The sequence below is a fragment of the Thiocystis violacea genome, from assembly GCF_016583565.1.
Classification (GTDB): domain Bacteria; phylum Pseudomonadota; class Gammaproteobacteria; order Chromatiales; family Chromatiaceae; genus Thiorhodococcus; species Thiorhodococcus violaceus_A.
Genome location: NZ_NRRF01000005.1, coordinates 103,683 through 123,895 on the forward strand (window position 1 = coordinate 103,683; position 20,213 = coordinate 123,895).

General features: G+C 66.6%; 15 protein-coding genes. 7 read left to right on the forward strand and 8 right to left on the reverse strand.

Annotation, left to right across the window (positions count from 1 at the left end):
- Positions 1 to 244 precede the first annotated feature (244 nt).
- Positions 245 to 1,339, forward strand: a complete 1,095-nt coding sequence (locus tag CKO23_RS03530) for a hypothetical protein (protein WP_200328370.1) — start codon at positions 245 to 247, stop codon at positions 1,337 to 1,339.
- On the forward strand, positions 1,336 to 2,103 hold the full coding sequence (locus CKO23_RS03535) for an OmpA family protein (protein ID WP_200328371.1): 768 nt from the start codon (positions 1,336 to 1,338) through the stop codon (positions 2,101 to 2,103). The genes CKO23_RS03530 and CKO23_RS03535 overlap by 4 nt, the downstream gene beginning before the upstream one ends.
- Positions 2,104 to 2,288: 185 nt before the next feature.
- On the opposite strand, the gene CKO23_RS03540 is transcribed toward CKO23_RS03535, so the two are convergent.
- The 5 genes from CKO23_RS03540 to CKO23_RS03560 all read right to left on the reverse strand — a co-directional run bounded on the left by CKO23_RS03540 (position 2,289) and on the right by CKO23_RS03560 (position 6,551).
- Entirely contained in the window at positions 2,289 to 3,161 is an 873-nt protein-coding gene (locus CKO23_RS03540; protein WP_200328372.1) for an HDOD domain-containing protein, read from the reverse strand.
- Between the two features lie 226 nt (positions 3,162 to 3,387).
- On the reverse strand, positions 3,388 to 4,599 hold the full coding sequence (locus CKO23_RS03545; protein WP_200328373.1) for an HDOD domain-containing protein: 1,212 nt from the start codon (positions 4,597 to 4,599) through the stop codon (positions 3,388 to 3,390).
- A 263-nt stretch (positions 4,600 to 4,862) separates the two neighbouring features.
- Positions 4,863 to 5,858 (reverse strand): hypothetical protein, encoded by a 996-nt coding sequence (locus CKO23_RS03550; RefSeq protein WP_200328374.1) that lies wholly within the window; start codon positions 5,856 to 5,858, stop codon positions 4,863 to 4,865.
- A 40-nt stretch (positions 5,859 to 5,898) separates the two neighbouring features.
- Positions 5,899 to 6,183: a PilZ domain-containing protein gene (locus CKO23_RS03555; protein WP_200328375.1), complete on the reverse strand. Its 285-nt coding sequence runs from the start codon at positions 6,181 to 6,183 to the stop codon at positions 5,899 to 5,901.
- A 47-nt stretch (positions 6,184 to 6,230) separates the two neighbouring features.
- Positions 6,231 to 6,551: a hypothetical protein gene (locus CKO23_RS03560; RefSeq protein ID WP_200328376.1), complete on the reverse strand. Its 321-nt coding sequence runs from the start codon at positions 6,549 to 6,551 to the stop codon at positions 6,231 to 6,233.
- A gap of 283 nt (positions 6,552 to 6,834) precedes the next feature.
- Here CKO23_RS03560 and CKO23_RS03565 point away from each other — a divergent pair, with 283 nt between their 5' ends.
- Positions 6,835 to 7,062: a putative motility protein gene (locus tag CKO23_RS03565; RefSeq protein WP_200328377.1), complete on the forward strand. Its 228-nt coding sequence runs from the start codon at positions 6,835 to 6,837 to the stop codon at positions 7,060 to 7,062.
- Positions 7,063 to 7,130: 68 nt separating this feature from the next.
- On the opposite strand, the gene CKO23_RS03570 is transcribed toward CKO23_RS03565, so the two are convergent.
- Positions 7,131 to 7,877, reverse strand: coding sequence for a putative metalloprotease CJM1_0395 family protein (locus tag CKO23_RS03570; protein WP_242482188.1), 747 nt, complete (start codon positions 7,875 to 7,877; stop codon positions 7,131 to 7,133).
- 129 nt (positions 7,878 to 8,006) lie between these two features.
- Positions 8,007 to 9,758, reverse strand: coding sequence for an AAA family ATPase (locus CKO23_RS03575; protein WP_200328378.1), 1,752 nt, complete (start codon positions 9,756 to 9,758; stop codon positions 8,007 to 8,009).
- A 209-nt stretch (positions 9,759 to 9,967) separates the two neighbouring features.
- Between CKO23_RS03575 and CKO23_RS03580 the strand changes: the two genes are divergently transcribed.
- From CKO23_RS03580 to CKO23_RS03595, 4 genes are all read left to right on the forward strand, one after another.
- Positions 9,968 to 10,564, forward strand: a complete 597-nt coding sequence (locus CKO23_RS03580) for a YfbR-like 5'-deoxynucleotidase (RefSeq protein ID WP_200328379.1) — start codon at positions 9,968 to 9,970, stop codon at positions 10,562 to 10,564.
- A gap of 341 nt (positions 10,565 to 10,905) precedes the next feature.
- On the forward strand, positions 10,906 to 12,522 hold the full coding sequence (locus tag CKO23_RS03585) for a methyl-accepting chemotaxis protein (RefSeq protein WP_200328380.1): 1,617 nt from the start codon (positions 10,906 to 10,908) through the stop codon (positions 12,520 to 12,522).
- Between the two features lie 373 nt (positions 12,523 to 12,895).
- Entirely contained in the window at positions 12,896 to 16,177 is a 3,282-nt protein-coding gene (locus CKO23_RS03590; protein WP_200328381.1) for a CBS domain-containing protein, read from the forward strand.
- A 175-nt stretch (positions 16,178 to 16,352) separates the two neighbouring features.
- Positions 16,353 to 19,730: a CHASE domain-containing protein gene (locus CKO23_RS03595; RefSeq protein WP_200328382.1), complete on the forward strand. Its 3,378-nt coding sequence runs from the start codon at positions 16,353 to 16,355 to the stop codon at positions 19,728 to 19,730.
- A 268-nt stretch (positions 19,731 to 19,998) separates the two neighbouring features.
- Here CKO23_RS03595 and CKO23_RS26300 read toward each other — a convergent pair whose 3' ends face one another.
- Positions 19,999 to 20,133 carry a hypothetical protein gene (locus CKO23_RS26300; protein WP_274600187.1) on the reverse strand — a complete coding sequence of 45 codons (135 nt, stop codon included), beginning with the start codon at positions 20,131 to 20,133 and terminating at the stop codon, positions 19,999 to 20,001.
- Positions 20,134 to 20,213 lie beyond the last annotated feature (80 nt).

The window sequence follows — 20,213 nt, forward strand, 5'->3', positions numbered from 1 at the left end:
GGGGCCTGGTCCGCCGCGAAGCGGGCCATCGACATGCCGCAACCAACACGCAATGACCAGCGGAAAGCATACTGCAAGCGACCCGAACTGGGGAGCAGGCTCAGACGAACGCTCAGGCGCGCCGACAGCCTGCCTCAGTACCGCCGCCAGCGCCTGAGCCGTGCTGGCCTGATTTCTGCTTTTCACCTCGCAAAGGCCCAGACACCAGGGGCCAAGCCACTGACACCCGAATGGAAGGCCCATCATGTTCGAACTGATTGCCCTGGGCGTCGTGAAGGCGCTGGAAAGCATGGACTCCACCACCGTCACCGGACTCTTCGTTCTGGTGATGCTGGCCCTCTTCGGCCTCGCCCTGACGGGGATCCTGCGCCGGCGCGCCGTCGCCTTCTATCAGAGCACGCCCACGCTGCTCACCACCCTCGGCATCCTGGGCACCTTCCTCGGGATCGCCATCGGGCTCCTGGACTTCGATTCCAGCCGCATCGAATACAGCATTCCCCTGTTGCTGAACGGCCTCAAGCTCGCCTTCACCACCAGTATCGTCGGCATCCTGCTCTCCGCCTGTCTGCGACTGGTACTGGTCCTCGGGCGCGACGGCAGACAGGCGCGGCAGCCTGCGTCAGCCGCCGATGAATCCGCCGAAAACGTCAATCTCCTGACGCTCATCGTCCGTCAGACAGAGGTTGCGGACGCACAGTTGACGGCGACGCTCCAGCTCGGCGAGCAGGTGAGCCGCATGGACGAGCGCTTGATCCAGACTCTGGAGCGTCAGCATCAGAGCCACCTGGCGGCGATGCAGGGCTTCGCGGAGCAGCTCAGCGAGATGGGCTCGCGCCAGCTGATCGCCGCCCTGGAGTCCGTCATCCACGACTTCAACAGCAACCTCGGCGAGCAGTTCGGCGAGAACTTCCGCCGGCTCGACGGCGCCGTCGAGAAGCTCCTCGACTGGCAGGAGCAGTACCGCAGGCACATGGAAGGACTCGGCGAGCAGATCGATCACGCGATCGAGGGCATCGCCCGATCCCAGGACAGTCTGCAGGCAATGACCCAGCAGGCACGCCAGATCTCCAGCCATGTCGAAGACCAGGAAGCCACCATGCTTGCCCTGCGCCGCGAGACCATGGAGCTGGAGGCCCTGCTCGGCAGCATCGCCGAGCTGCGCGACAAGGCCAAGCAGGCCTTCCCGGCCATCGACCAACGCCTGAACGCCATGTTGGAGAGCATCGAAAACGCGGTTCTCTCCGGACTGAGCACGCAGCAGCGGCTTGGGCAATACGGCATGGAGGGCGGCGCCTTTGGCGACGCCCGCAATGAGCGTCCAGCGAGGGCACAGGCATGAGCGCACTCCTCGCCCCCTTCCGCACCACCGCGGCGGCCCCGGAGGACGACAGCCATTGGCTGGTGGTCTCCGACCTCATGGCGACCCTGATGATGATCTTCCTCTTCCTGTCGGTGCTCTACATGGCCCAGGTCGAGCGCACCCATCTGGTGGAGACCGAAGTCAGAACGACCGCCGCCGAGTCGCGACAGGCCATCTATCGCGCCCTGGACGATGAATTTCGCGACGACCTGCCGCGTTGGAACGCCGAGTTGGTCGAGGCCACGCTGACGCTGCGCTTCCGCGAGCCTGACGTGCTCTTCGATCGCAGCTCGTCGCGAATCAAGCCCGAGTTCGAGGCGATCCTGCGCGACTTCCTGCCGCGCTACCTCGCCCAGCTCAGCGCCTTCGAGGGCGTCATCCGCGAGATCCGGATCGAAGGCCATACGTCGAGCGAATGGAGTGCCGACACAACGCCGCTGCAGGCCTACTTCCTCAACATGGATCTGAGCCAGCAACGCACGCAGGCGGTACTGAAATTCGCCTATGGCCTGGAGGGACTGGCGGGCGAGACCTGGTTCCGGGATCGCGTCGCCGCCGTCGGACTCTCCTCCTCGCGACTGGTCTACGACCGTGACGGGCATGAAGACGCCGAGGCCTCGCGCCGGGTCGAGTTCAGCGTCCTGACGAATTTCGAATCCAAGCTCTTGGAACCGATCCGGCTGAAGACCACCGCGGGACAGGCACCCGAGACGCTGAAACCACAGCTTGCGTCGGGCCAATAGAGACAGATCGGTAGGATGGGCAAAGTCCGCGCTCCGGGCGTGAATGCCGTCCCAGCGCTGCGCGGACGTGCCCATCTTGCAAGGCTCTGAGCTGGGATGATGGGCACGCCCGTCGAGCTTGAGTGCTCCGAAAGAAGCTCATCGCGCGGGCTTTGCCCATCCTCTCATCGCCAAAGCGAATCCCTTCAATCCGCCAGACTGGGGTTGCGCAGGGCCTCCACCGCCAACACCTGCTGCTGCGCCGTATCGATGATCTCCAGCAGCACCTCGGTGGAAACGCCGAGCTGTGTCAGGACCTGGGGCTCGATGGGTGGGGCGTCACGCAGATCCCTGGAATCCAGCTCCGCGAGGTGGGCCAAGGTGTTGGCGACATGGACCAGCCCGACCGGGAGCCTGAATTCCTCCGGCGCGGCCAGTGGCGCATGGTGATAGTGCAGACAGGCGCAGAGGCTCTCCGGCAGGCCCCAATGCTCGGCGAGCGCGGCCCCCAACTCGGCGTGGTCGAAGCCCAGCTCCGAGCGCTCGGCATCCTGAGGCGAGACCGAGGCCGGCTCGCTCAGGCTGGCGAGGAAGGCCTTGTGTGCCGCCTCGGGCTCCTGGGTGAAGAGGATGAGAAGCCCCAGGTCATGCAGCAGTCCGCCGAGGAAGACGTTCCCCGCATGGGATGGCGATACCCGCTCCGCCAGGAGGCGGGCGATGGTCGCGCAGTATGAGGAATGCCGCCAGAACAGCTCGAGCGGCAAGAGGGTTTGGGTCGGCAGCCGATCCGATGCCTGGGTCACGGCACCCGCAATCACCAGGCGGCGCAAATGATCTCGCCCCAGCAGCATGATGGCGCGCTCGACCGAGTCGACCGTGCGCGCCGGCGCGAACGCCGGGCTGTTGGCCAAGCGAAGCAGGATGGCGACCAGGGCCGGATCCTGCGCCAGGACATTGGCGATCTGAGCCTGACTGCTGTTGGGGTTGTCCAGCAACCGCAGGATCTCGCCGACCACCCGAGGGATGGCGAGCAAGCGCCCGGTTTTCTTGATCAGCGCTTCAAGAGGTGGTGATGACACGCGTGCTTGACTCCCAATCCCAAGAACCGAACGGCCTCGTCTGCCGGTATCGGATCGCACCCGACGGGGTCGATCCTGGCTCGGATCGCGCGAGAGACGATGCGAGCAGGCGACGAAGAAAGACGCGCGAACCCTGAGTTCCCGCGCCGAGACGGGCACTCCACCCGCGGTGCGACGGACGCCCGGTCGCGGCGGGGCGCCGCTCCCACTGATCGACCATCGCCAACTACAGATTGAACATCGACTTCAGCGCCTCGAGCGCATCGACACTGGCGTCGAGCTCGGCAATGCCGCCACCAGGCTCGGGTGTCGCCAGGCCCAGTACCTCGAACCCCGGCACGCCCGCGGCATCCGGAGGCTCGATACCCTCGCTGCGCAGGGCCGCCCAGCGCGCCACGGTGGCGATGGTCGCATAATCCGGCCGCGCGGCCCGATAGCCCCAGTCGCCGAAATGCTCGGCCGCCGCGACCAGGTCGTCTCCCAGGCCCCAGTAGTTGATGACGAGCACCCCGGTGATGCTCGAGAGCTTACCGACCAGGGAGTGAATCGCGTCCAGGCGCGGATTCAGGTCGCGCATCTCGACGAACTGAATGATGGGCACCGCGCCAATCCCCGCCACGAGCCCGCCGAGCAGGGCACGCTCACGGTCGAGCACCTTCATGCGGTCCGCGATGACATAGCTATAGGCGGAGGTGAGGACGCCTTCCCGCCAAACCTTCTGCATGGCCTCCTGAGTCACGGCATTCTTGGCCTTGAAGGCCTGGCGCAGCGCAAGATTGACCGCGAGCATGCGCGTGTTGCGAAAGCCCAGCCGCACCACGGCGTCGCGAATGGATTTGATCTCCTTGGCGGCCCGGAACAGCGGACTGTTGGTCGCGTGCAGGAGCGCACCGGCGATGGTGCCATCCGACTGAATGATCTCGGTCAGCTCCGCGATCCCGCTTTCGGGATCATTGGTCATCTCCTGGATCTTGAGCGCGACCTCGGGCCGCGCCGGCAGCGCGAGCGTGTTGTTGGCGATGAGACGGTAGAGGTCGGAGAGAAAATCGGCCTCCGTGGGGTCGAGATCGATATCGCTGACCTCCAGACTGGCCGAGAGCACGGCCTCCAGCGCCGGCCCGGGGATGCGCAGCAGAATGCAGTGTGTCTCCGAAACGAAGCAATCCTCGGGTTGCGGGGAGTCGCCGAAGAGGTCGACCGGCTCGCTGAGCCCCTGAAAGGCCTGCAGCCGCTCACCGACGCCCTGAGCCAGCCGAACGACGTGGCCGTCGACGAGGAAGAGGCGATCGCCGTGCACATCGGCGACCTTGACGCGCTTCTTGGGTGCGAGATCCTCGAAGCGGCACGCGGAGGCGAGTTCCGCGCGCACGCCCTCGGCGAGATCCCGGGTCAGCTCCAGATCGGCCAGTAGAGCCAATTCTTCGGAGGTCTGCTGCATGGTCGGCTTCCTGCATCGATGGGCTAGGCTAAGGGAGACACTGAATCGCTGGGACACGCACTGAGATCCGCTGCCGAGCCGAGCCCAGGGCACCCGCAGCCGTGCGAGATCCGCCTTTCCGAGGGCGTCACCCCTCCCCGCCTAGTCTAGCAGCATCGATTGTCGACCTGACCGCTGCCCTGCCAAGGAATTGTCAGCTCTGTGAACGAGCCGACATCCTTGCGGGTATCGCCACCCAGGCGACGCCGGGACGGCCATCGACATCATGCCAGGTGCTTGTGCCCGAGCAGGACATCCGCGGCCTCCCCGCGACTCCCGTCCTCGCGGGTGAAGTGTGCGGTCTGCGCCACTTGGTCGTAGAGGTCGAGCGCCTTGCGGGTGTTCTGGTAGCCAAGCTCGATGGAGACGACCTTGGCCTCGCCGAGGGACTGGGTCGACTGCTCGCCGTCCCCGTTGATCTGCAACAGGCGCAGCTGCGCATAGACATCGTCACCGGCATCGATCCGCCCGTCCTGGTTGGAGTCGTAGCGCGCCAGCTCCTCGAACCCATTGGCCGCCCCGTTCTGGTCCCCGAAGAGCTCGCGACCATCGTCGATCCGGCCGTTCTCATTCCAGTCCAGCGCCAGAAACCAGCTGTCGGCACGAACGCTGCTGGTCTGATCCAAGCGGCCATCGCCATCGAGATCGAAGAGGACGCCGGCGTCCACGCCCGTGGTCCGAACACCCTGTCCGCCGAGATCCAGGATTAGAGGATCGCCGAGCTGCACTCCCGACGAGGCATCGAGCCTGAGATCGAGATCCAGGCGCTCGCGCGCGACGCCGGAGACCTGCAGGGCGAGGCTTGCGTCCTGGCTGCGTGCCGAGAACTCGATGCTGGAAGCCGACATCTGGCTCCAATCGACCTCCAGGTTGAAACTCGCACCCTCGACGACGCCCTGGGCGAGACCGGCGTGCCGAGCGCCCGAGCGGACATCGCCAGAGAGATCGAGCTGGCCCGCGGCGTCCGCGCGGCCTTCGCGCCGATGCAGTGTTTCCGTCACCCGCGACTCGTCCAGCGAGAAGGCCTTGCGCAGGATCTGGTAGTCGAGATCCTGCTCCATCAGCAAGGCGACCTCCTCGGCGATATCCAGGACATCCCCGCCCGAGCTGGATGGAGCTGAAGTGACAGGTGCCGGACCGGGCGCCTGGCGCGGAGATTGACCCGAGCCGCTCTGACCTGGGGTCGAGAACAGCGGGTGTCCGACACGTGGCAGCAACATCATCGCACCTCACGCGGGTTGAATGACCGGGGCATCAGATTCAGACATCGTCCGTGAACCTCACCGCCACGCCTTCATCGGCATGGCGCACCACCGTCGCCGCGACCATGGGTGCCTGCTCATCGCCACCGAGCAGTCCAGCGACCCGGACCCGCACCTCGGCCCCCACCGGCGGACGCTCCTCGCCGTTGAGAATCAGCAGCACACCGCCATTGCTCAGATCCTCGGTCCGCGCGATACAGAGCGGATGCCCTGGCCAGTGCAGCTCGACCTCGACTTCCATTGGCAAACGCGGATACAACCGTCGCTCGGACACTGGGTTCATCGGCGTTCCATTTCTTCCGCAGTCCAAAGCGAACACCCGGCAAGCCCTCAGCCGTCAAGTGCCGGGTGAGTGAAATCCCCAAGGGACCAGAAGTCGATGCCTCTGACGAAACCAGGTTCGATCGCATAGACCAGGGACGCCGGTCGGCCCTTCTGGTCGCGATCCAGCACCCAGTGATCTGGCAGACCGTCCAGGAAATGCTCGCGCGAGAGGCGGCCATCCTCCATCTTGCACAGCCTGACCTCACCGGTTTCCAGGTGACGAAACGCAGGCAGAAAACCGGCCATGACAGCGGCCGGAGCGAGTCGCCGCGGGGTCTCGGACGTCGAAACAGCCGCCGATTCCGTCGTGTCGCGGGAGAGTTGCATCGCGTGATCTCCTTGTTGGTTCGAAGCTGTAACGGCCAGGAAACGAGGAACTTGAGATTTGCCACCCCAGCACAGCTCTGACAACTGACAACTGACAACTGACAACTGACAACTGACAACTGCCGCCTCCAAGCTCAAACTGAGTGCTGAGTCTCGGCATCGCATCGAGCCGAACGTCTAGACTTGACACTGGGCGCACAAGTCTTTTGGGTACACAAGGCTTTTGTTGCCCCATCATTCCACACGAAACCCAGCGGACGGGTCGACGACCGGAGGTCCATCCATGGACGTCTCATCGGTAAACGCACTCCCGAGCTACACACCCGCGACGGCGAGCACGCAGTCGGGGACAGGCGTGGAGGTCGCGACACTCAAGAAGTCAATGGATCTGCAGGCGGACATGGCAACGCAGCTGGTCCAGGGCATTCCGGACGCCTCGGCGGGGCTCTCCGAGGGCGCCTCGACGGGGCGCCGCGAGGGTGTTGGCGCGATCATCGACGTCACCGCCTGAACGGCTTGGCACAGGCGCCCGCAGACCTTGGAAGCCACCGCTGGAGACCCGGCTGAAGCGCTGAGCACTCAGGCATACTGGCTGACGACAGTCTCGACGGGAGCCGCGAAGAGGTTGGCGATCCGCTCTTTGAGGCGGGCTTGCGCGCCAATTCCGGCCGAGTTGGAGGCACTGGTCGAGCTGGGCGACGCGGACGCATCCTCAGCCGCTCCCTGGGCAGACGCCTCGTCCGCCGCGCCTGGCGATGCCGCTCCCGCCACCACGGCCTCGCGCCGCGCGTCTTGCAACTCGGTGAGCTGGCGCTGGGCATCGATCTCCATCGACCGGGCGGCGGCCGCCACCCGTTGATCCTGCCCCGAGGGTTCGGCGGGCGCCAGCGCGGCCCGGATGATGGTGCGCGCCTTCGCAATGGCCGCGGCGGGGTCTCCGGAGATCGCCGAGGTATCGATGCCGACTTCACCGCCGATGGCATAGCTGTTGCCGTCGGGGCCGCGCTGATAGGAGTAGCTCGGCCCACCCGTCACATACTGGCCACCCGCCGCCATATGCGCCTGCTCATGGGCACGCACCTCCGCATCGCGCTGCTTCAGCAGCTGCACTTCGCGCAGCTCCTCGTCGCTCAGCGATTGTTCCGCGGACGCGGCTTGGGGCGCGGCACCGACCTTCCGCGCCTCCTCGTCGGCCGTATCCGGCGCTGACGGGTCCGACTCGGCCGCGACGCCGGCGTCCGCTACCGCGGGCGCGGCCTGGCGCGGCTCACCCGCTTGGGCAAACGGCCTGACTGAACTGAAGCCGGCGCTCGAGTGGATTTCCAACAGACAGCCCTCGCTCTCCCCCACACTGAAGTCTAGCCAAAGAGGCCGCGCAGGCAGCGGCGGCCCTCTGCCTTTGTGACCGGCGTCCCATTCTCAGTCGCAACCAGACCAGCGTAACCTGTTCGCGCGTCAGGGCAAGGAGCCTCGGATGGATCCGATGGTGCGGATCCAGGGACCATTGTCGCGCACGGCCCGTGGTAGATCCGGCAGCGCCTTGGAGGCGGCGGCGCGATTGGGGAAGCTGCCGAAGAGCGCGATCACATAGGTGCGCGTCTTGATGTAGTGGATGCCACCAAGGTCGTGCGGAGCCATGAACGCCTTGGAGGTCGCGAGGTCCGCGGCCGCGACCAACTGAACGGTGAACCGCTCGGGGTCTTGGCGCATGAGCCAATCGAGATCCTCGGCCATGTCCGCGCCTTCCGTCGCTGGCTGCGCGGTGACTGCGCTGGGGGGCTCCTCCGGCGCGACGGGCTCGGAATCCGCCTCGGGCTCCACCGGCTCGACGGGGACGGGCGGGGACGGCTCGGGCGCCTCGGAGACCGCGACCGGCGCCGCGGGCGTCTGCGCGGGTAGCGCCCGCGTCTGGCCGGAATCGACCGCATCCCCTGGAGGTGCCTTCACCTCGGGCGACGCGGGTTGGACTTCCGCGTCGCGGCTCGGCACCTGGCGGGGCGCCTGCTCCATGAGCTGAAATCCGACCGGAATCAGAATGGCGACGAGGACGACGAGGACGATGACCGGAATGAACCAGGGCCTGTTCCAATAAGGCAGCGTGGCGGATGCGGAGCCCGGCGCGCTCGCCAGCTCCGCCTGTTGCGCCGGCGTCTGGCTGCGCGCGTGCTGCCGCACGTGGCGCAGGATCTGCTCGAAATCCTCGTTGTCGCGCCGGACATCTTCTCCGACCAGATACCTGGACAGCTCAGGGTCCGTCGGCTGGACCCTGGCGGACGGACGGGATTCGGCCTCGCTTTCCAGCTCAAGAATGCCTTCTGGAACCTCATTCCCCGCATCCACGCGAGCCCGCAGATCGTCGTCCGGCGGTCTGTCGAAGCGGGACTGAGTCGGCATGGCTGCACTGCCCCTCGAACCGCTGAGTTTGGCCGTCACGGAGGGTTTGGCCGCGCCCGTGCTGCGGCAGCGGCGCGTCAGCCAGGCGTTGGCGTTGCGATCCAAGGCCCGAGGCAGCCCCTTGCTGTTGGTCTGCAGCACGGCGATGTCGCCCGAAGTCATAAAGGTGTCGGGGTCCTCGACACCCGCGACGCGCAAGCGATGCCTCAGATAGGCCCCCGCCTGCTCCAGATTGAAGGGACGCAGATTGAGCCGCACCACCTGAGCGTCGTCGATCGGGTCGGGCAGCGGCAGGCTGCCGCGGCTGAAAGACGGGTCGCCGACCACGACCAGCCGCAACCCCTGCCCGCCCGCCTCCAGGATCTCGGCGCGGATGCGCAGCAGCCGGCGGACGCTTTCGGCCCCGACCAGATGGGCGTCATCGATGGCCAGCACCAGGGCCACCCCGGCGCGCGCGCGCTCCCCCAGTAGCTCGGAGAGCGTCCGCCGAGGGTCGTCGAAGCCCCCGGAACGCAGGTGATTGCGGATCGTGACGTCGATGGCGTCGAAGGCTATGTTGGCCCGACCGCGAAAGGCGATGAGCTCGAAGCCGTCATCCAGCGCGCCCAGCAAGCGCATCAACTGGACACTGCGCCCAGACCCCTCGGCCCCGGCCAGGATGACGATGGCGCCAGGCGCGCGCAGCGCATGAGAGGCCGTCTCGACCAGGCTCTCGAGCAGCGGGTCCGTGTAGAGGAAGTCCTCGCTGGGGACCTCGTCGAAAGGCTGCTGGCGCAGCTTGAGCTGCGCCAGACACTCGGCATCCAGTGGCATGGCGGGGATCTTTGACTCAGGGATTCTGTCGGCTGCGGTGGGGCCGTGATGCTACACCCCGAAAAAGGGGTGTTCAATGCGAAAGGGCTGCCCGAAATACGAAGGAACTGTCAATCTTCGTCCCGATTTGAGCCTGAGGTCACGAAGCTGGAGCTTCGTGACCAGAAAATACTAGTGATCGAGACATCGACCCTGACAGGGGAGTCTGGATGAACGATTTGAAACTGAACATGCAGGATATCGCGCGCTCGGGTCATGTGACGCGCTGGCATTCGGTGCGTTGCGCGCGCAGCCAGACCCTGGCCGAGCACCACTACCTGGTGACCATGATCGCCCGCGAACTCATGCGACGCATCCTCGGCGAGGGACTCCCCGCGGAGACGCAGTTGCGCGTCCTGGAATATGCCCTGACCCACGACACGCCCGAACTGCTGATGGGCGACCTGCCCTCGCCGCTCAAGCGCCGGATCGCCGAGATCAGCGGCGAGCAGGACCCGTTGACCCGCATCGAGGGCGAGATCGCCCCGGAGATCACGCGCTTGAAGAAGGCGCTGCAGGGCTCTGCGCTCGCCTACATCGTCAAGCTGGCAGACCTCATGGACGCCTGCCTCTTCATCCGCGAAGAGGGCATCGGTCGCCACGCGGCCGTGGTCGCGCGGAAGTCAGAGACGCTGCTGCGCGAGAAGGTCGCGGAGGCCCAACAGCGCTTCTCGGAGCTCGACTGGTCGCCGGTAATGGAACTCTATTCACAGATGCGGGGTGAGACTGGGGCCGATAATCGGCTTCTGTTCGAGGAGACGCCTTAGGCGGCCCCGTGCCCGTGCCGCCGGCGAAGAGTTTGCAGCATCCGCCGGCCGACCCGGCTGTTTCGCCGGATCTGGTCGGCGCGGAGATCAAGGCCCTGGTCATCCGTTGGACCGGTAGGGTGGACGAGCGAGCGCGAAGTCCACCGAATCCCGCGCCGTTGTTGGTGGACTGCGCTGCGCTTGTCCACCCGACCGAAGACGACTGGTCCGAAGGATGATCGACGCCGATATCAAGAACGATGGCCTCACGACGGGTCACGCGAGACGGACGCCAGCCCGCGTTGCGACTCAGGAAGGGGGTCGGCTCAACCGCCAGACAATGAGAGGACGCGAGAACCGCTATGCGAAGAATCAACGATTTCCCGATTTGGGTTCGGCTTCTAGGGGCGATGTGGCTCATCTTGGTACCGGCATGGACGGGGCTCATCCTGTGGGCCGCCGATCAGCAGCGACAGACCGCGATCGAGCAGGCCGAGTCCTTCACCAGCACCCTGCACGAGATGACCCTCGCCGGCCTGACCACCATGATGATCACAGGCACCATCAGCCAGCGGGCCGCCTTTCTCGATCAGATCGTTGAGCTGCGCAACGTCGATGATCTGCGCGTGCTGCGCGGCAAGCGCGTCATCGAGATGTACGGCGAGGGCACGGACCACGAGCAACCGCGTGACGACATCGAACGTGCCGTGCTCGAAACCGGCGAGCCCTATCTCGCGCTCTCCGACGATAAGCGCACACTGCGCGCCGTGGCAGCCGCCATCTCAAGCGAGAATTATCTCGGCAAGAATTGCACCACATGCCATTTACCGACCTCCAAGGGCCAGGTGCTCGGCGCCGTCAGCATGGAGATCAACCTCGACGAGGTGAATGAAGACGTGCGCTGGTTCGCCATCAAGATCTTGGGCATGGCGGCCCTACTCAGTGTGCCCGTCTTCCTCATCCTCTACTTTTTCGTCTCGCGCTTCGTCACCCAACCGCTCCGGCACATGACGATCGGACTCCAGGGCATCGCCCAAGGCGACGGCGATCTGACGCACCGGCTACCCGACGACAACAAGGATGAAATCGGCCAGGCGTCCAAGGCGTTCAACGCCATGATGGACAACTTCCGCGATCTGATCGGGCGCATCCTCGGCTCGACCTCGCAGCTCGCGCAGGCGGCCACCAATCTCGCCGACATCACCGAGCAGACCAACGCCGGCATCGCCCAGCAGCGCAACGAGGTCGACCAGCTCGCCTCCGCCATGAACGAGATGAGCGCGACCGCACAGGAAGTGGCCCGCAGCGCCCAGCACGGCTCGGATGCCACGCACGCCGCGCAAGATGCCGCCGTCTCGGGCAAGGACGTCGTCTACGGCACCATGTCGCAGATCGAGCAGCTGGCCAAAGAGGTCCAGAACGCCTCCGACGTCATCCGCGAGCTAGGGCGTGATAGCCAGGAGATCGGTAAGATTCTCGACGTGATTCGCGGTGTGGCCGAGCAGACCAATCTCCTCGCCCTCAACGCGGCAATCGAGGCGGCCCGCGCCGGCGAGGCGGGACGCGGCTTTGCGGTCGTGGCTGACGAGGTGCGCTCGCTGGCGAACCGCACCCAGACCTCCACCCAGGAGATCCAGACCATGATCGAGCGGCTCCAGCAGGCCAGCCGCCGCGCCGTGACCGTCATGGAAGCAAGCCAGCAGCACGCCGAAAGTAGCCGCGGGCGCGCCGTCGAGGCCGAGCACTCCCTGGAAGCCATCACGGTCGCCATGACGACCCTGAACGATGTCAACACACAGGTCGCCAGCTCGGCCGAAGAGCAAAGCGCCGTGGCCGAGGAGATGAACCGCAACGTCACCAGCATCTCCGACGCCGCCGAGGGCAATGCCCAGGGTGCCCGCCAGACCACGGAGGCCTCCGAGCAGCTCGCGCAACTGGCCGCCGAGCTGCAGGATCTGGTCGGGCACTTCAAGGTCTGAGAAGCCCCAGGTGATGTCCTGAAGACGAGAGACCGGACCGATCTCGTGGGATGGGCAAAGCCCGCGCGATCCGCTCCGCCGGGAGCGCTGTCGCTCGACGGGCGTGCCCATCATTCCAGCTCGGCGCTTTGCAAGATGGGTACGTCCGTCCGGCGCCGGGACGGCATTCGAGGCCAGAGCACGAACTTTGCCCATCCTACCGAGCTACCGGTCCGACAAGCCCCGGACGCACGGGGTCTTGGCTCAGGCCCATCACCGTCGCGCCAGGAACGGCACTCCAGGGCTTTACGCCGCCGCGACGCTGTCCATGCGGCCCTCGTGCTACAGTTCAAAGGGTCGCGGTCTCTGCGCGACGCTTTAGCGAGTCCCTCGCATGCAACCGACCCTGGATCTGACGCTCGCCGACATCATGAGCCGGGATGTCCGGCATCTGCCGCCCGACGCTCTCCTGGCCGAGGCCGCCCGGCAGATGGCGCAGGCGCGCATCTCCTCGCTCCTGGTGCTGGACGACGCCACGCCGGTCGGCATTCTCACCGAGCGCGATCTCCTGCGTCTTCTGCACCTGCGAACGGATCCGGCCACCCCCATTCGCGCGGTCATGAGCTCCCCGGTCCTCACGGCCATCCAGGAGACCGACTTCGCGACGGCCTACCGTCTGGCGCTCAGCCATCGGATCCGTCACCTGGTGGTCATCGATGGGGCCGGTCGCGCCGTCGGAATCGCCAGCGAAACCGACTTCCGCCATCACCTGGGGCTGCGCTCGCTGCAGCGACTTGGCGATCTCACGGCCGTGATCGATCGGGATCTCCCCTTCCTGTCCCCGGAAACTCCGCTGGCGGAGGTACTGGCGCTGATGCTGCGCCAAGGCGCGGCCTATGCCCTGGCGGTGGACGGGCGGCGTCCCCTGGGAATCCTCACCGAGCGGGACATTCCGCGCCTGCTGGCGCAGGCCGCCGACGCGGGGATCGAGGGCGTCCGCTTGCGCGATGTCATGCGCACCCCGGTGCGCGCCCTCAGTCAGGACACCCCGGTGCCCGAGGCGGCCCAGTCGATGCGGGAGCAGCAGTTACGCCAGCTCGCCGTGCTCGACGCGGACGGACGCGCCATCGGCATGGTGACCCTGCACGGACTCATGGAGCGCATCAGTCTCAATCTGCAGTCGGAAGCCGCCCAGCGTGAATCCGAACGTCTCGCCCAGGCGACGCTGGACTCCCTGACCGAGCACCTGGCCATTCTCGACGAGACCGGCAAGATCCTCACCGTCAACCGCGCCTGGCGCAGCTTCGCACAGGCCAACCCGCCGCTGAGCGCCAACGTCTGCGAGGGGGCCAACTATCTGGAGGTTTGCGAGCAGGCCGTTGGCCCGAATTCGGAGGAGGTCCCCAGCGTCGTCGCCGGGATACGCGCCATCCTGAACGGCGAGCAGGATGACTTCGCGCTGGAATATCCCTGCCACTCCCCCGATGAGCAACGCTGGTTCGCCATGCGTGCCATGCGCTTCGTCGGCTCGGGCGCCCCGCGCCTGGTGGTGGCTCATCTCGACATCACCGCGCGCCGATGCGCCGAAGAGGCCACGCTCAAGGCCAATCGGGAGCTGGATCTCCACCGTCACCATCTGGAGGAACTGGTGCGGGCGCGCACCGCCGAGCTGGAGAGCGCCAACCGCCACTTGCGCAAGAGCCAACTGGGGCTCAAGGCATTGCTCGATCTGAGCCAGTTGGCCCCCAACCTGAACGAGCCGGAACTCCTGCAACGCGGCCTGGACATGATCGAGGCCATCACGGACAGCGCCTGCGGCTATCTGCATCTGCTCGACACGGACCAGGAGACGATCCAGCTCGTGACCTGGTCGACCCGCACCCGCGCGCAGTGCACGGCGCCCTTCGAGAGCCACTATCCCCTGTCGCGGGCCGGCGTCTGGGCCGATACCGTGCGCACCTGCAGGCCGGTGGTCCACAACGACTTCCAGCACCTGTCACGGCGCCAGGGCTACCCCGAGGGGCATACCCAGCTGACCCGTCACCTGGGCGTCCCCATTCGGGAGGACGGGAAAGTGCGGCTGCTGATCGGGGTCGGCAACAAGGCGAGCGACTACGACGCGACCGACCTGCAGCAGGTGGAGCTGATCGCCGACAATCTCTGGCGTATCGTCGCGCGCCGGCGCACCGAGGTCGCCCTGGCCGAGGCGAAGGAGGCCGCGGAGGTGGCCAACCGCGCCAAGAGTGCCTTCCTGGCCAACATGAGCCACGAGATCCGCACCCCCATGAACGCCATCGTCGGCCTCAGCCATCTGCTGGAGCGCGAGCTGACGGACCCCAAGCCGCGCGAGCAGATCGCCAAGGTGGTCGCCGCCTCCGGGCATTTGCTGAGCATCATCAACGACATCCTGGACCTCTCCAAGATCGAGGCCGGTCAGTTGACGCTGGAGGACAGTCCCTTCTCGCTCGCCCAGGTCATCGACCATACCTTCAGCCTGCTCGGCGAGCGGGCGGCCGCCAAGGGGCTCGCGCTCGGCTACAGCATCGATGCAGCCGTTCCCGGCCTACTGAGAGGCGACTTTCTGCGCCTGGGGCAGATCCTCCTGAACTATGTCGGCAACGCCATCAAGTTCTCCGACCAGGGCCGCATCCAGGTCGATGCCCAGGTCGTCGCGGATGGGGGCCAGCCCCCGCGGCTGCGCCTTGAGGTGCGCGACCAGGGCATCGGCCTGACGCCAACTCAGTGCGCGCGGCTGTTCGAGCCCTTCGTCCAGGCCGACGATTCGACCACGCGCCGCTATGGGGGGACCGGACTCGGACTGGCCATCTGCAGACGCCTGGCCGAACTCATGGGCGGCGCGGTCGGGGTGCAGAGCGAACTCGGCCATGGCAGCACCTTCTGGGTCAGTGTCCCCATGCACGGGATGTCGGACACGGCGTTCCGCGCCAAGCCGCGCGCACCGGCGACGACCGACCCGGAGGAGATCCTGGCGCGCGACTACCGGGGTGTCCGGCTGCTGCTGGCGGAAGACGACCCGATCAACCAGGAAGTCGCCCGCGAACTCCTGCGCCGCCTCCATCTCGAGCTGGAGGTGGTGGACGACGGACAGCAGGCGGTCGAGCGGGTACGGACCGGGAATTACGCCCTGGTGCTCATGGACGTGCAGATGCCGGTCATGGACGGACTGGCCGCGACCCGTGCCATTCGTCGACTGCCCGGCAAGACCGAATTGCCCATTCTCGCCATGACCGCCAGCGCCTTCGACGAGGATCGCCAGGCATCCCTCGCCGCCGGGATGAACGACCATATCACCAAGCCGGTGGCACCAGCCCTGCTCTATGCCGCCCTCCTGCGTTGGCTGCCCGACCCCGCGGATCCGACCCATGCCGAGGACGGCGCGGCGGCGAGCCTTCGTCCTGCCCAGGCGCAGCCGAGCACGCCGCTCGACCGGTCCAGCGCGAATCAGCGCCTCGACGCCTTGGAAGCCCTGCTGGAGAGTGCCGACACCCAGGCGGGCAATCTCTGGCGCGCCTCGCGCGACCTCTTCCAGACCGCGCTCGGCGCGGATGCCGTCCTGCTGGAGAACGAAATCCAGCGCTTCGATTACGATCAGGCGCTGCGGAGACTGCGGCAAGCCAGGGCGGCACCGGCGCGGGACGAGGGGACGACCCCCTAACCAGGCGACCCGGCACCCAGGTGGTCGGAACGGCTGGGTCAGGGGCGTCGAATGACAGAGCGCGTGAAGCCATCGCGCATGACACCATCGCGCATGACACCATCGCGCATGACACCATGGCGCATGACACCATGGCGCGCGACACCATGGCGCGCGACACCATGGATGAGATCGGATGACCAAGCCCCGCATGATCGACCGTCGCTTCTGGCCCGCCTGGCTCACGCTCGCGGCGGGGCTGGTCCTGACCTTGGCCACCACCCTTCTGAGCCAGGCGAACGTCACGGCCCAGGCCCGAGAAGAGCTGGCCCTGATCGGCAACGAAATCGCGGCCAAGGTGGACATCCGGCTCCATGCCCATGCCCAGCTGCTGCGCAGCGGCGCGGCTGTCTTCGCGATCACCGGCGAGGTCGACCGCGCCCAGTGGCGCGAATTCGTCGCGCAGAGCCGGATCCATCTCAATCTCCCCGGCATCCTGGGGGTGGGCTTCGCCCGCGTCATCGACCCCGACCGGCTGGCCGCGCATGTCCGCGAGATCCGCGCCCAGGGTTTCCCGGACTTCCGGGTGTGGCCGCCGGGCGAGCGCCCCCTCTACACCTCCATCGACTATCTCGAACCCTTCAACGCCCGCAACCAGCGCGCCTTCGGCTACGACATGTACAGCGAGCCGGTGCGCCGCGCGGCCATGGAGCAGGCACGCGATGAAGACGTCGCGGCGCTCTCCGGCAAGGTGCTGCTGGTGCAGGAAACCGCGACCGACATCCAGGCCGGCGCCCTCATGTACGTCCCCGTCTATCGTCGGGATCTGCCGACGCAGACGCTGGAGCAACGGCGTGCGGCGCTGCTCGGCTGGGTCTACAGCCCCTACCGCATGAAGGACCTCATGCGGGGGATCCTGGGCGGCTGGGGGCGGCCCGACGATCAGAGTATTCGCCTGAGCCTCTATGACGGTGACCAAGCCACCCCGCGGACCCTGCTGTACGACAGTCAGTCGGAGGATCTCCAGGCGGCAGCGCCGGAGTCCGCGACGGCGCTGCGCATCCCGGTCGATTTTAACGGGCATCGCTGGACCCTGAGCATCGCCCCCGCCAGGTGGCGCATGGCGTCACAGGCGGAGACCCAGGTCTGGCTGGTCGCTGGCAGTGGGATCTGCATCAGCCTGCTGCTCGCCGCGCTGGTCCACGCCCTCATCCAGACCCGCTCCCAGTCGGCAGACCTGCGCGCGAGCCAGCACCAGTATCGGAGCCTGGTGGAAAACCTGGATGCCGGCCTGGTGGTGCATGGACCCGATACCGCCATCCGCTTCGCCAATCCCACCGCGTCGCAACTCTTGGGACTGACCTGGGAGCAACTGCGTGGCACCAGGGCCGGGGATGGGGACTGGCATTTCATCCGCGAGGACGGCTCGCGCATGCCCCCGGCGGAGTACCCGGTCAATCGCGTTTTGGCGTCCGGGGCGGCGCTGCGGCAGCTGGTGCTCGGGATCCGCTGCCCCGGCCGCGCGGCCCCCATCTGGGTGAGCTGCGAGGCCCACCCGGTCCGCGACGAGCAGGATCGGCTCCAGCAGGTCGTCGTGAGCTTCTTCGACATCAGCGATCGCAAGCGGGCCGAGGCCGAACTGGAGCGACACCGCCATGATCTGGAAGCGCTGGTGGCGATCCGCACCCAAGAACTCAGCGAGGCGCGCGACGCCGCCGAGGCCGCCAACCGCGCCAAGAGCGCCTTCCTGGCCAACATGAGCCACGAGATCCGCACCCCGATGAACGCCATCCTCGGCCTGAATCACCTCCTGCTGCGGGAGGTCGTCGAGCCCCAGGCCCATACGAAACTGATCAAGGTGGGCGAAGCCGCTACGCATCTGCTGCGGATCATCGACGACATCCTCGACCTCTCCAAGATCGAGGCCGGGCGCCTGAGACTGGAGGAGCGCAGCTTCTCCCTGACGCAGCTCATCGAGCAGGTCTTCAGCCTGCTGAGCGAGCAGGCCCGCGACAAGGGTCTGCGCCTGATGCGCGAGACCGACCCGAGACTCCCGACGCACCTGCGTGGGGATCCACAACGGCTGCGTCAGATCCTGCTCAATTTCGTCGGCAATGCCATCAAGTTCTCCGAACAGGGCCACATCCGCGTGCGCGCCCTCCCGATCGCGGACGAGGGCGCGACCGTGCGGCTGCGCCTGGAGGTCGAGGACCAGGGCATCGGACTCACACCGGCAGAGCAGGCGCGCCTCTTTCAGCCCTTCGCCCAGGCGGATGAATCGACCACGCGCCGCCATGGCGGGACCGGGCTGGGTCTGGTCATCGTCAAGCGCCTGGCGAGCCAGATGGACGGCGACGTGGGCGTCAAGAGCGAGGCCGGCCGCGGCAGCACCTTCTGGGTCACCGCGCGCCTGCGCAAGGCCGAGCCGCAGGACACGCCGCCGGACACCTCGACCCAAGAGCCGGAGGACGCCATGGAGGCCGCTTGCGCGGCGGCGCTAGTTGCCGGGCACTACAGCGGCCTGCGCCTGCTGCTGGCGGAGGATGACCCCATCAATCAGGAAGTCGCGCTCGAGCTCCTCGGCGGAACCGGCCTGCTGGTGGATGTGGCCGACAACGGCCAGATCGCCCTGGAACGGGTGCGCGAGCAGGACTACGCCCTGGTCCTCATGGATATGCAGATGCCGGTCATGAATGGCCTTGAGGCGACCCGCGCCATTCGCCACCTGCCGGGCCGGGCGACGCTGCCCATCCTGGCGATGACCGCCAACGCCTTCGACGAGGACCGCGAGCAGTGCCTCGCGGCGGGCATGAACGATCACATCGCCAAGCCCGTCGAACCGGAGCGTCTCTACGCGGCGCTGGCACGCTGGCTGCCCGACCCCGTGCATCAGGACCTGGCCGCGGCGGCGAGCGTGCCGAGGGCGGACGAGGACGCGGCCAATGGATTCGCCCCGCCGAGGATCGCGGGTCTCGATCTGGAGGCGGGCTTGCAGGCCCTGCGTGGCAACCGTGCGCGCTATGCCCAGGTGCTGAGGTTGTTCGCCGAAGGCCATAGCAAGGATGTCGCCCTGATGCGCCAGCACCTGGCGTCTGGAGATTGGGAGACGGCCGTGCGTCTGGCCCATACCCTCAAGGGCGTAGCCGCCACCTTGGGCGCGGGGCCGCTGCGTCAACGCGCGCTGGACCTGGAACTGGCCCTGCGCGATCAGGCGGCAGAGGCGACGATCGAGGCAGGCATTCGGGCGCTGGAAGCGGACCTCGAACCGCTGCTGGGGGAGATCCGTCGGATGCTGCCGGTCGAGCGCAACGTCTCGATCGCGGCGCCCGAGGTGGACTGGGCCAAGGCGAATGCGGTGCTCGCCGAGCTGGAATCGCTGCTGTCGGACGCCGATACCGGTGCTCGGGAACTCTGGTTCGGCTCGCGCGACCTGATCCAGGCCGCGCTCGGCGCGGACGCGGCCAAGATGGAAGAGGAGATCGAGCGGTTCGACTACGATCAAGCGTTGCAGCGGCTGCGTCTAGCCAGGGCCGCGCTCGATCAGGGCTCCGAGGAGCGTGCCGGGGAAGGATAGGCAAAGTCCGTGCTTGGCGGACGCACCCATCTCTCAGGGCACCGAACGAGGATGATGATGGATGCGGGAGGTGGACCCGTAGGACGGGCAAAGTCCGCGCTCGGCGGCGGCTGTATCGCGGCGAGGCTGGTCGGACGTGCCCATCTTGCAGGGCGCCGAGCGGAGATGATGGGCACGCCCGTCAAGCACCAGCGCATTGAACAGGGCTCATCGTGCGGGCTTTGCCCATCCTACGGGACGGAACTCGAGGCGGTTGTCGGCCCGCCGATCAGACCAGGCCGGCCTTTCCGTTGCCGAGCAAGGGTTTGGTCTCGTGCTTGGCTTTCTTCGCGCTTCGCTTCTCTTTCAAGGTCAGATTTGGTTTCTTCTTCGCTTCTTTGTTGCTTTGGCGTTCTTTGGTCATGGCAAACTCCCCAGTTGATGAATACGTTCACAGGGAGTATAGGCGCCGCTGATCGCCATTGCGGACTTTATCCGCGCCAA

Excerpts from the sequence above, each read along its gene's own strand:
- CKO23_RS03565 (WP_200328377.1), top strand. The coding sequence starts at position 6,835 with ATGGACGTCTCATCGGTAAACGCACTCCCGAGCTACACACCCGCGACG.
- CKO23_RS26300 (WP_274600187.1), bottom strand. The coding sequence starts at position 20,133 with ATGACCAAAGAACGCCAAAGCAACAAAGAAGCGAAGAAGAAACCAAAT.
- CKO23_RS03555 (WP_200328375.1), bottom strand. The coding sequence starts at position 6,183 with ATGAACCCAGTGTCCGAGCGACGGTTGTATCCGCGTTTGCCAATGGAA.
- CKO23_RS03560 (WP_200328376.1), bottom strand. The coding sequence starts at position 6,551 with ATGCAACTCTCCCGCGACACGACGGAATCGGCGGCTGTTTCGACGTCC.
- CKO23_RS03530 (WP_200328370.1), top strand. The coding sequence starts at position 245 with ATGTTCGAACTGATTGCCCTGGGCGTCGTGAAGGCGCTGGAAAGCATG.
- CKO23_RS03590 (WP_200328381.1), top strand. The coding sequence starts at position 12,896 with ATGCAACCGACCCTGGATCTGACGCTCGCCGACATCATGAGCCGGGAT.
- CKO23_RS03585 (WP_200328380.1), top strand. The coding sequence starts at position 10,906 with ATGCGAAGAATCAACGATTTCCCGATTTGGGTTCGGCTTCTAGGGGCG.
- CKO23_RS03545 (WP_200328373.1), bottom strand. The coding sequence starts at position 4,599 with ATGCAGCAGACCTCCGAAGAATTGGCTCTACTGGCCGATCTGGAGCTG.
- CKO23_RS03595 (WP_200328382.1), top strand. The coding sequence starts at position 16,353 with ATGACCAAGCCCCGCATGATCGACCGTCGCTTCTGGCCCGCCTGGCTC.
- CKO23_RS03580 (WP_200328379.1), top strand. The coding sequence starts at position 9,968 with ATGAACGATTTGAAACTGAACATGCAGGATATCGCGCGCTCGGGTCAT.
- CKO23_RS03535 (WP_200328371.1), top strand. The coding sequence starts at position 1,336 with ATGAGCGCACTCCTCGCCCCCTTCCGCACCACCGCGGCGGCCCCGGAG.
- CKO23_RS03550 (WP_200328374.1), bottom strand. The coding sequence starts at position 5,858 with ATGTTGCTGCCACGTGTCGGACACCCGCTGTTCTCGACCCCAGGTCAG.
- CKO23_RS03575 (WP_200328378.1), bottom strand. The coding sequence starts at position 9,758 with ATGCCACTGGATGCCGAGTGTCTGGCGCAGCTCAAGCTGCGCCAGCAG.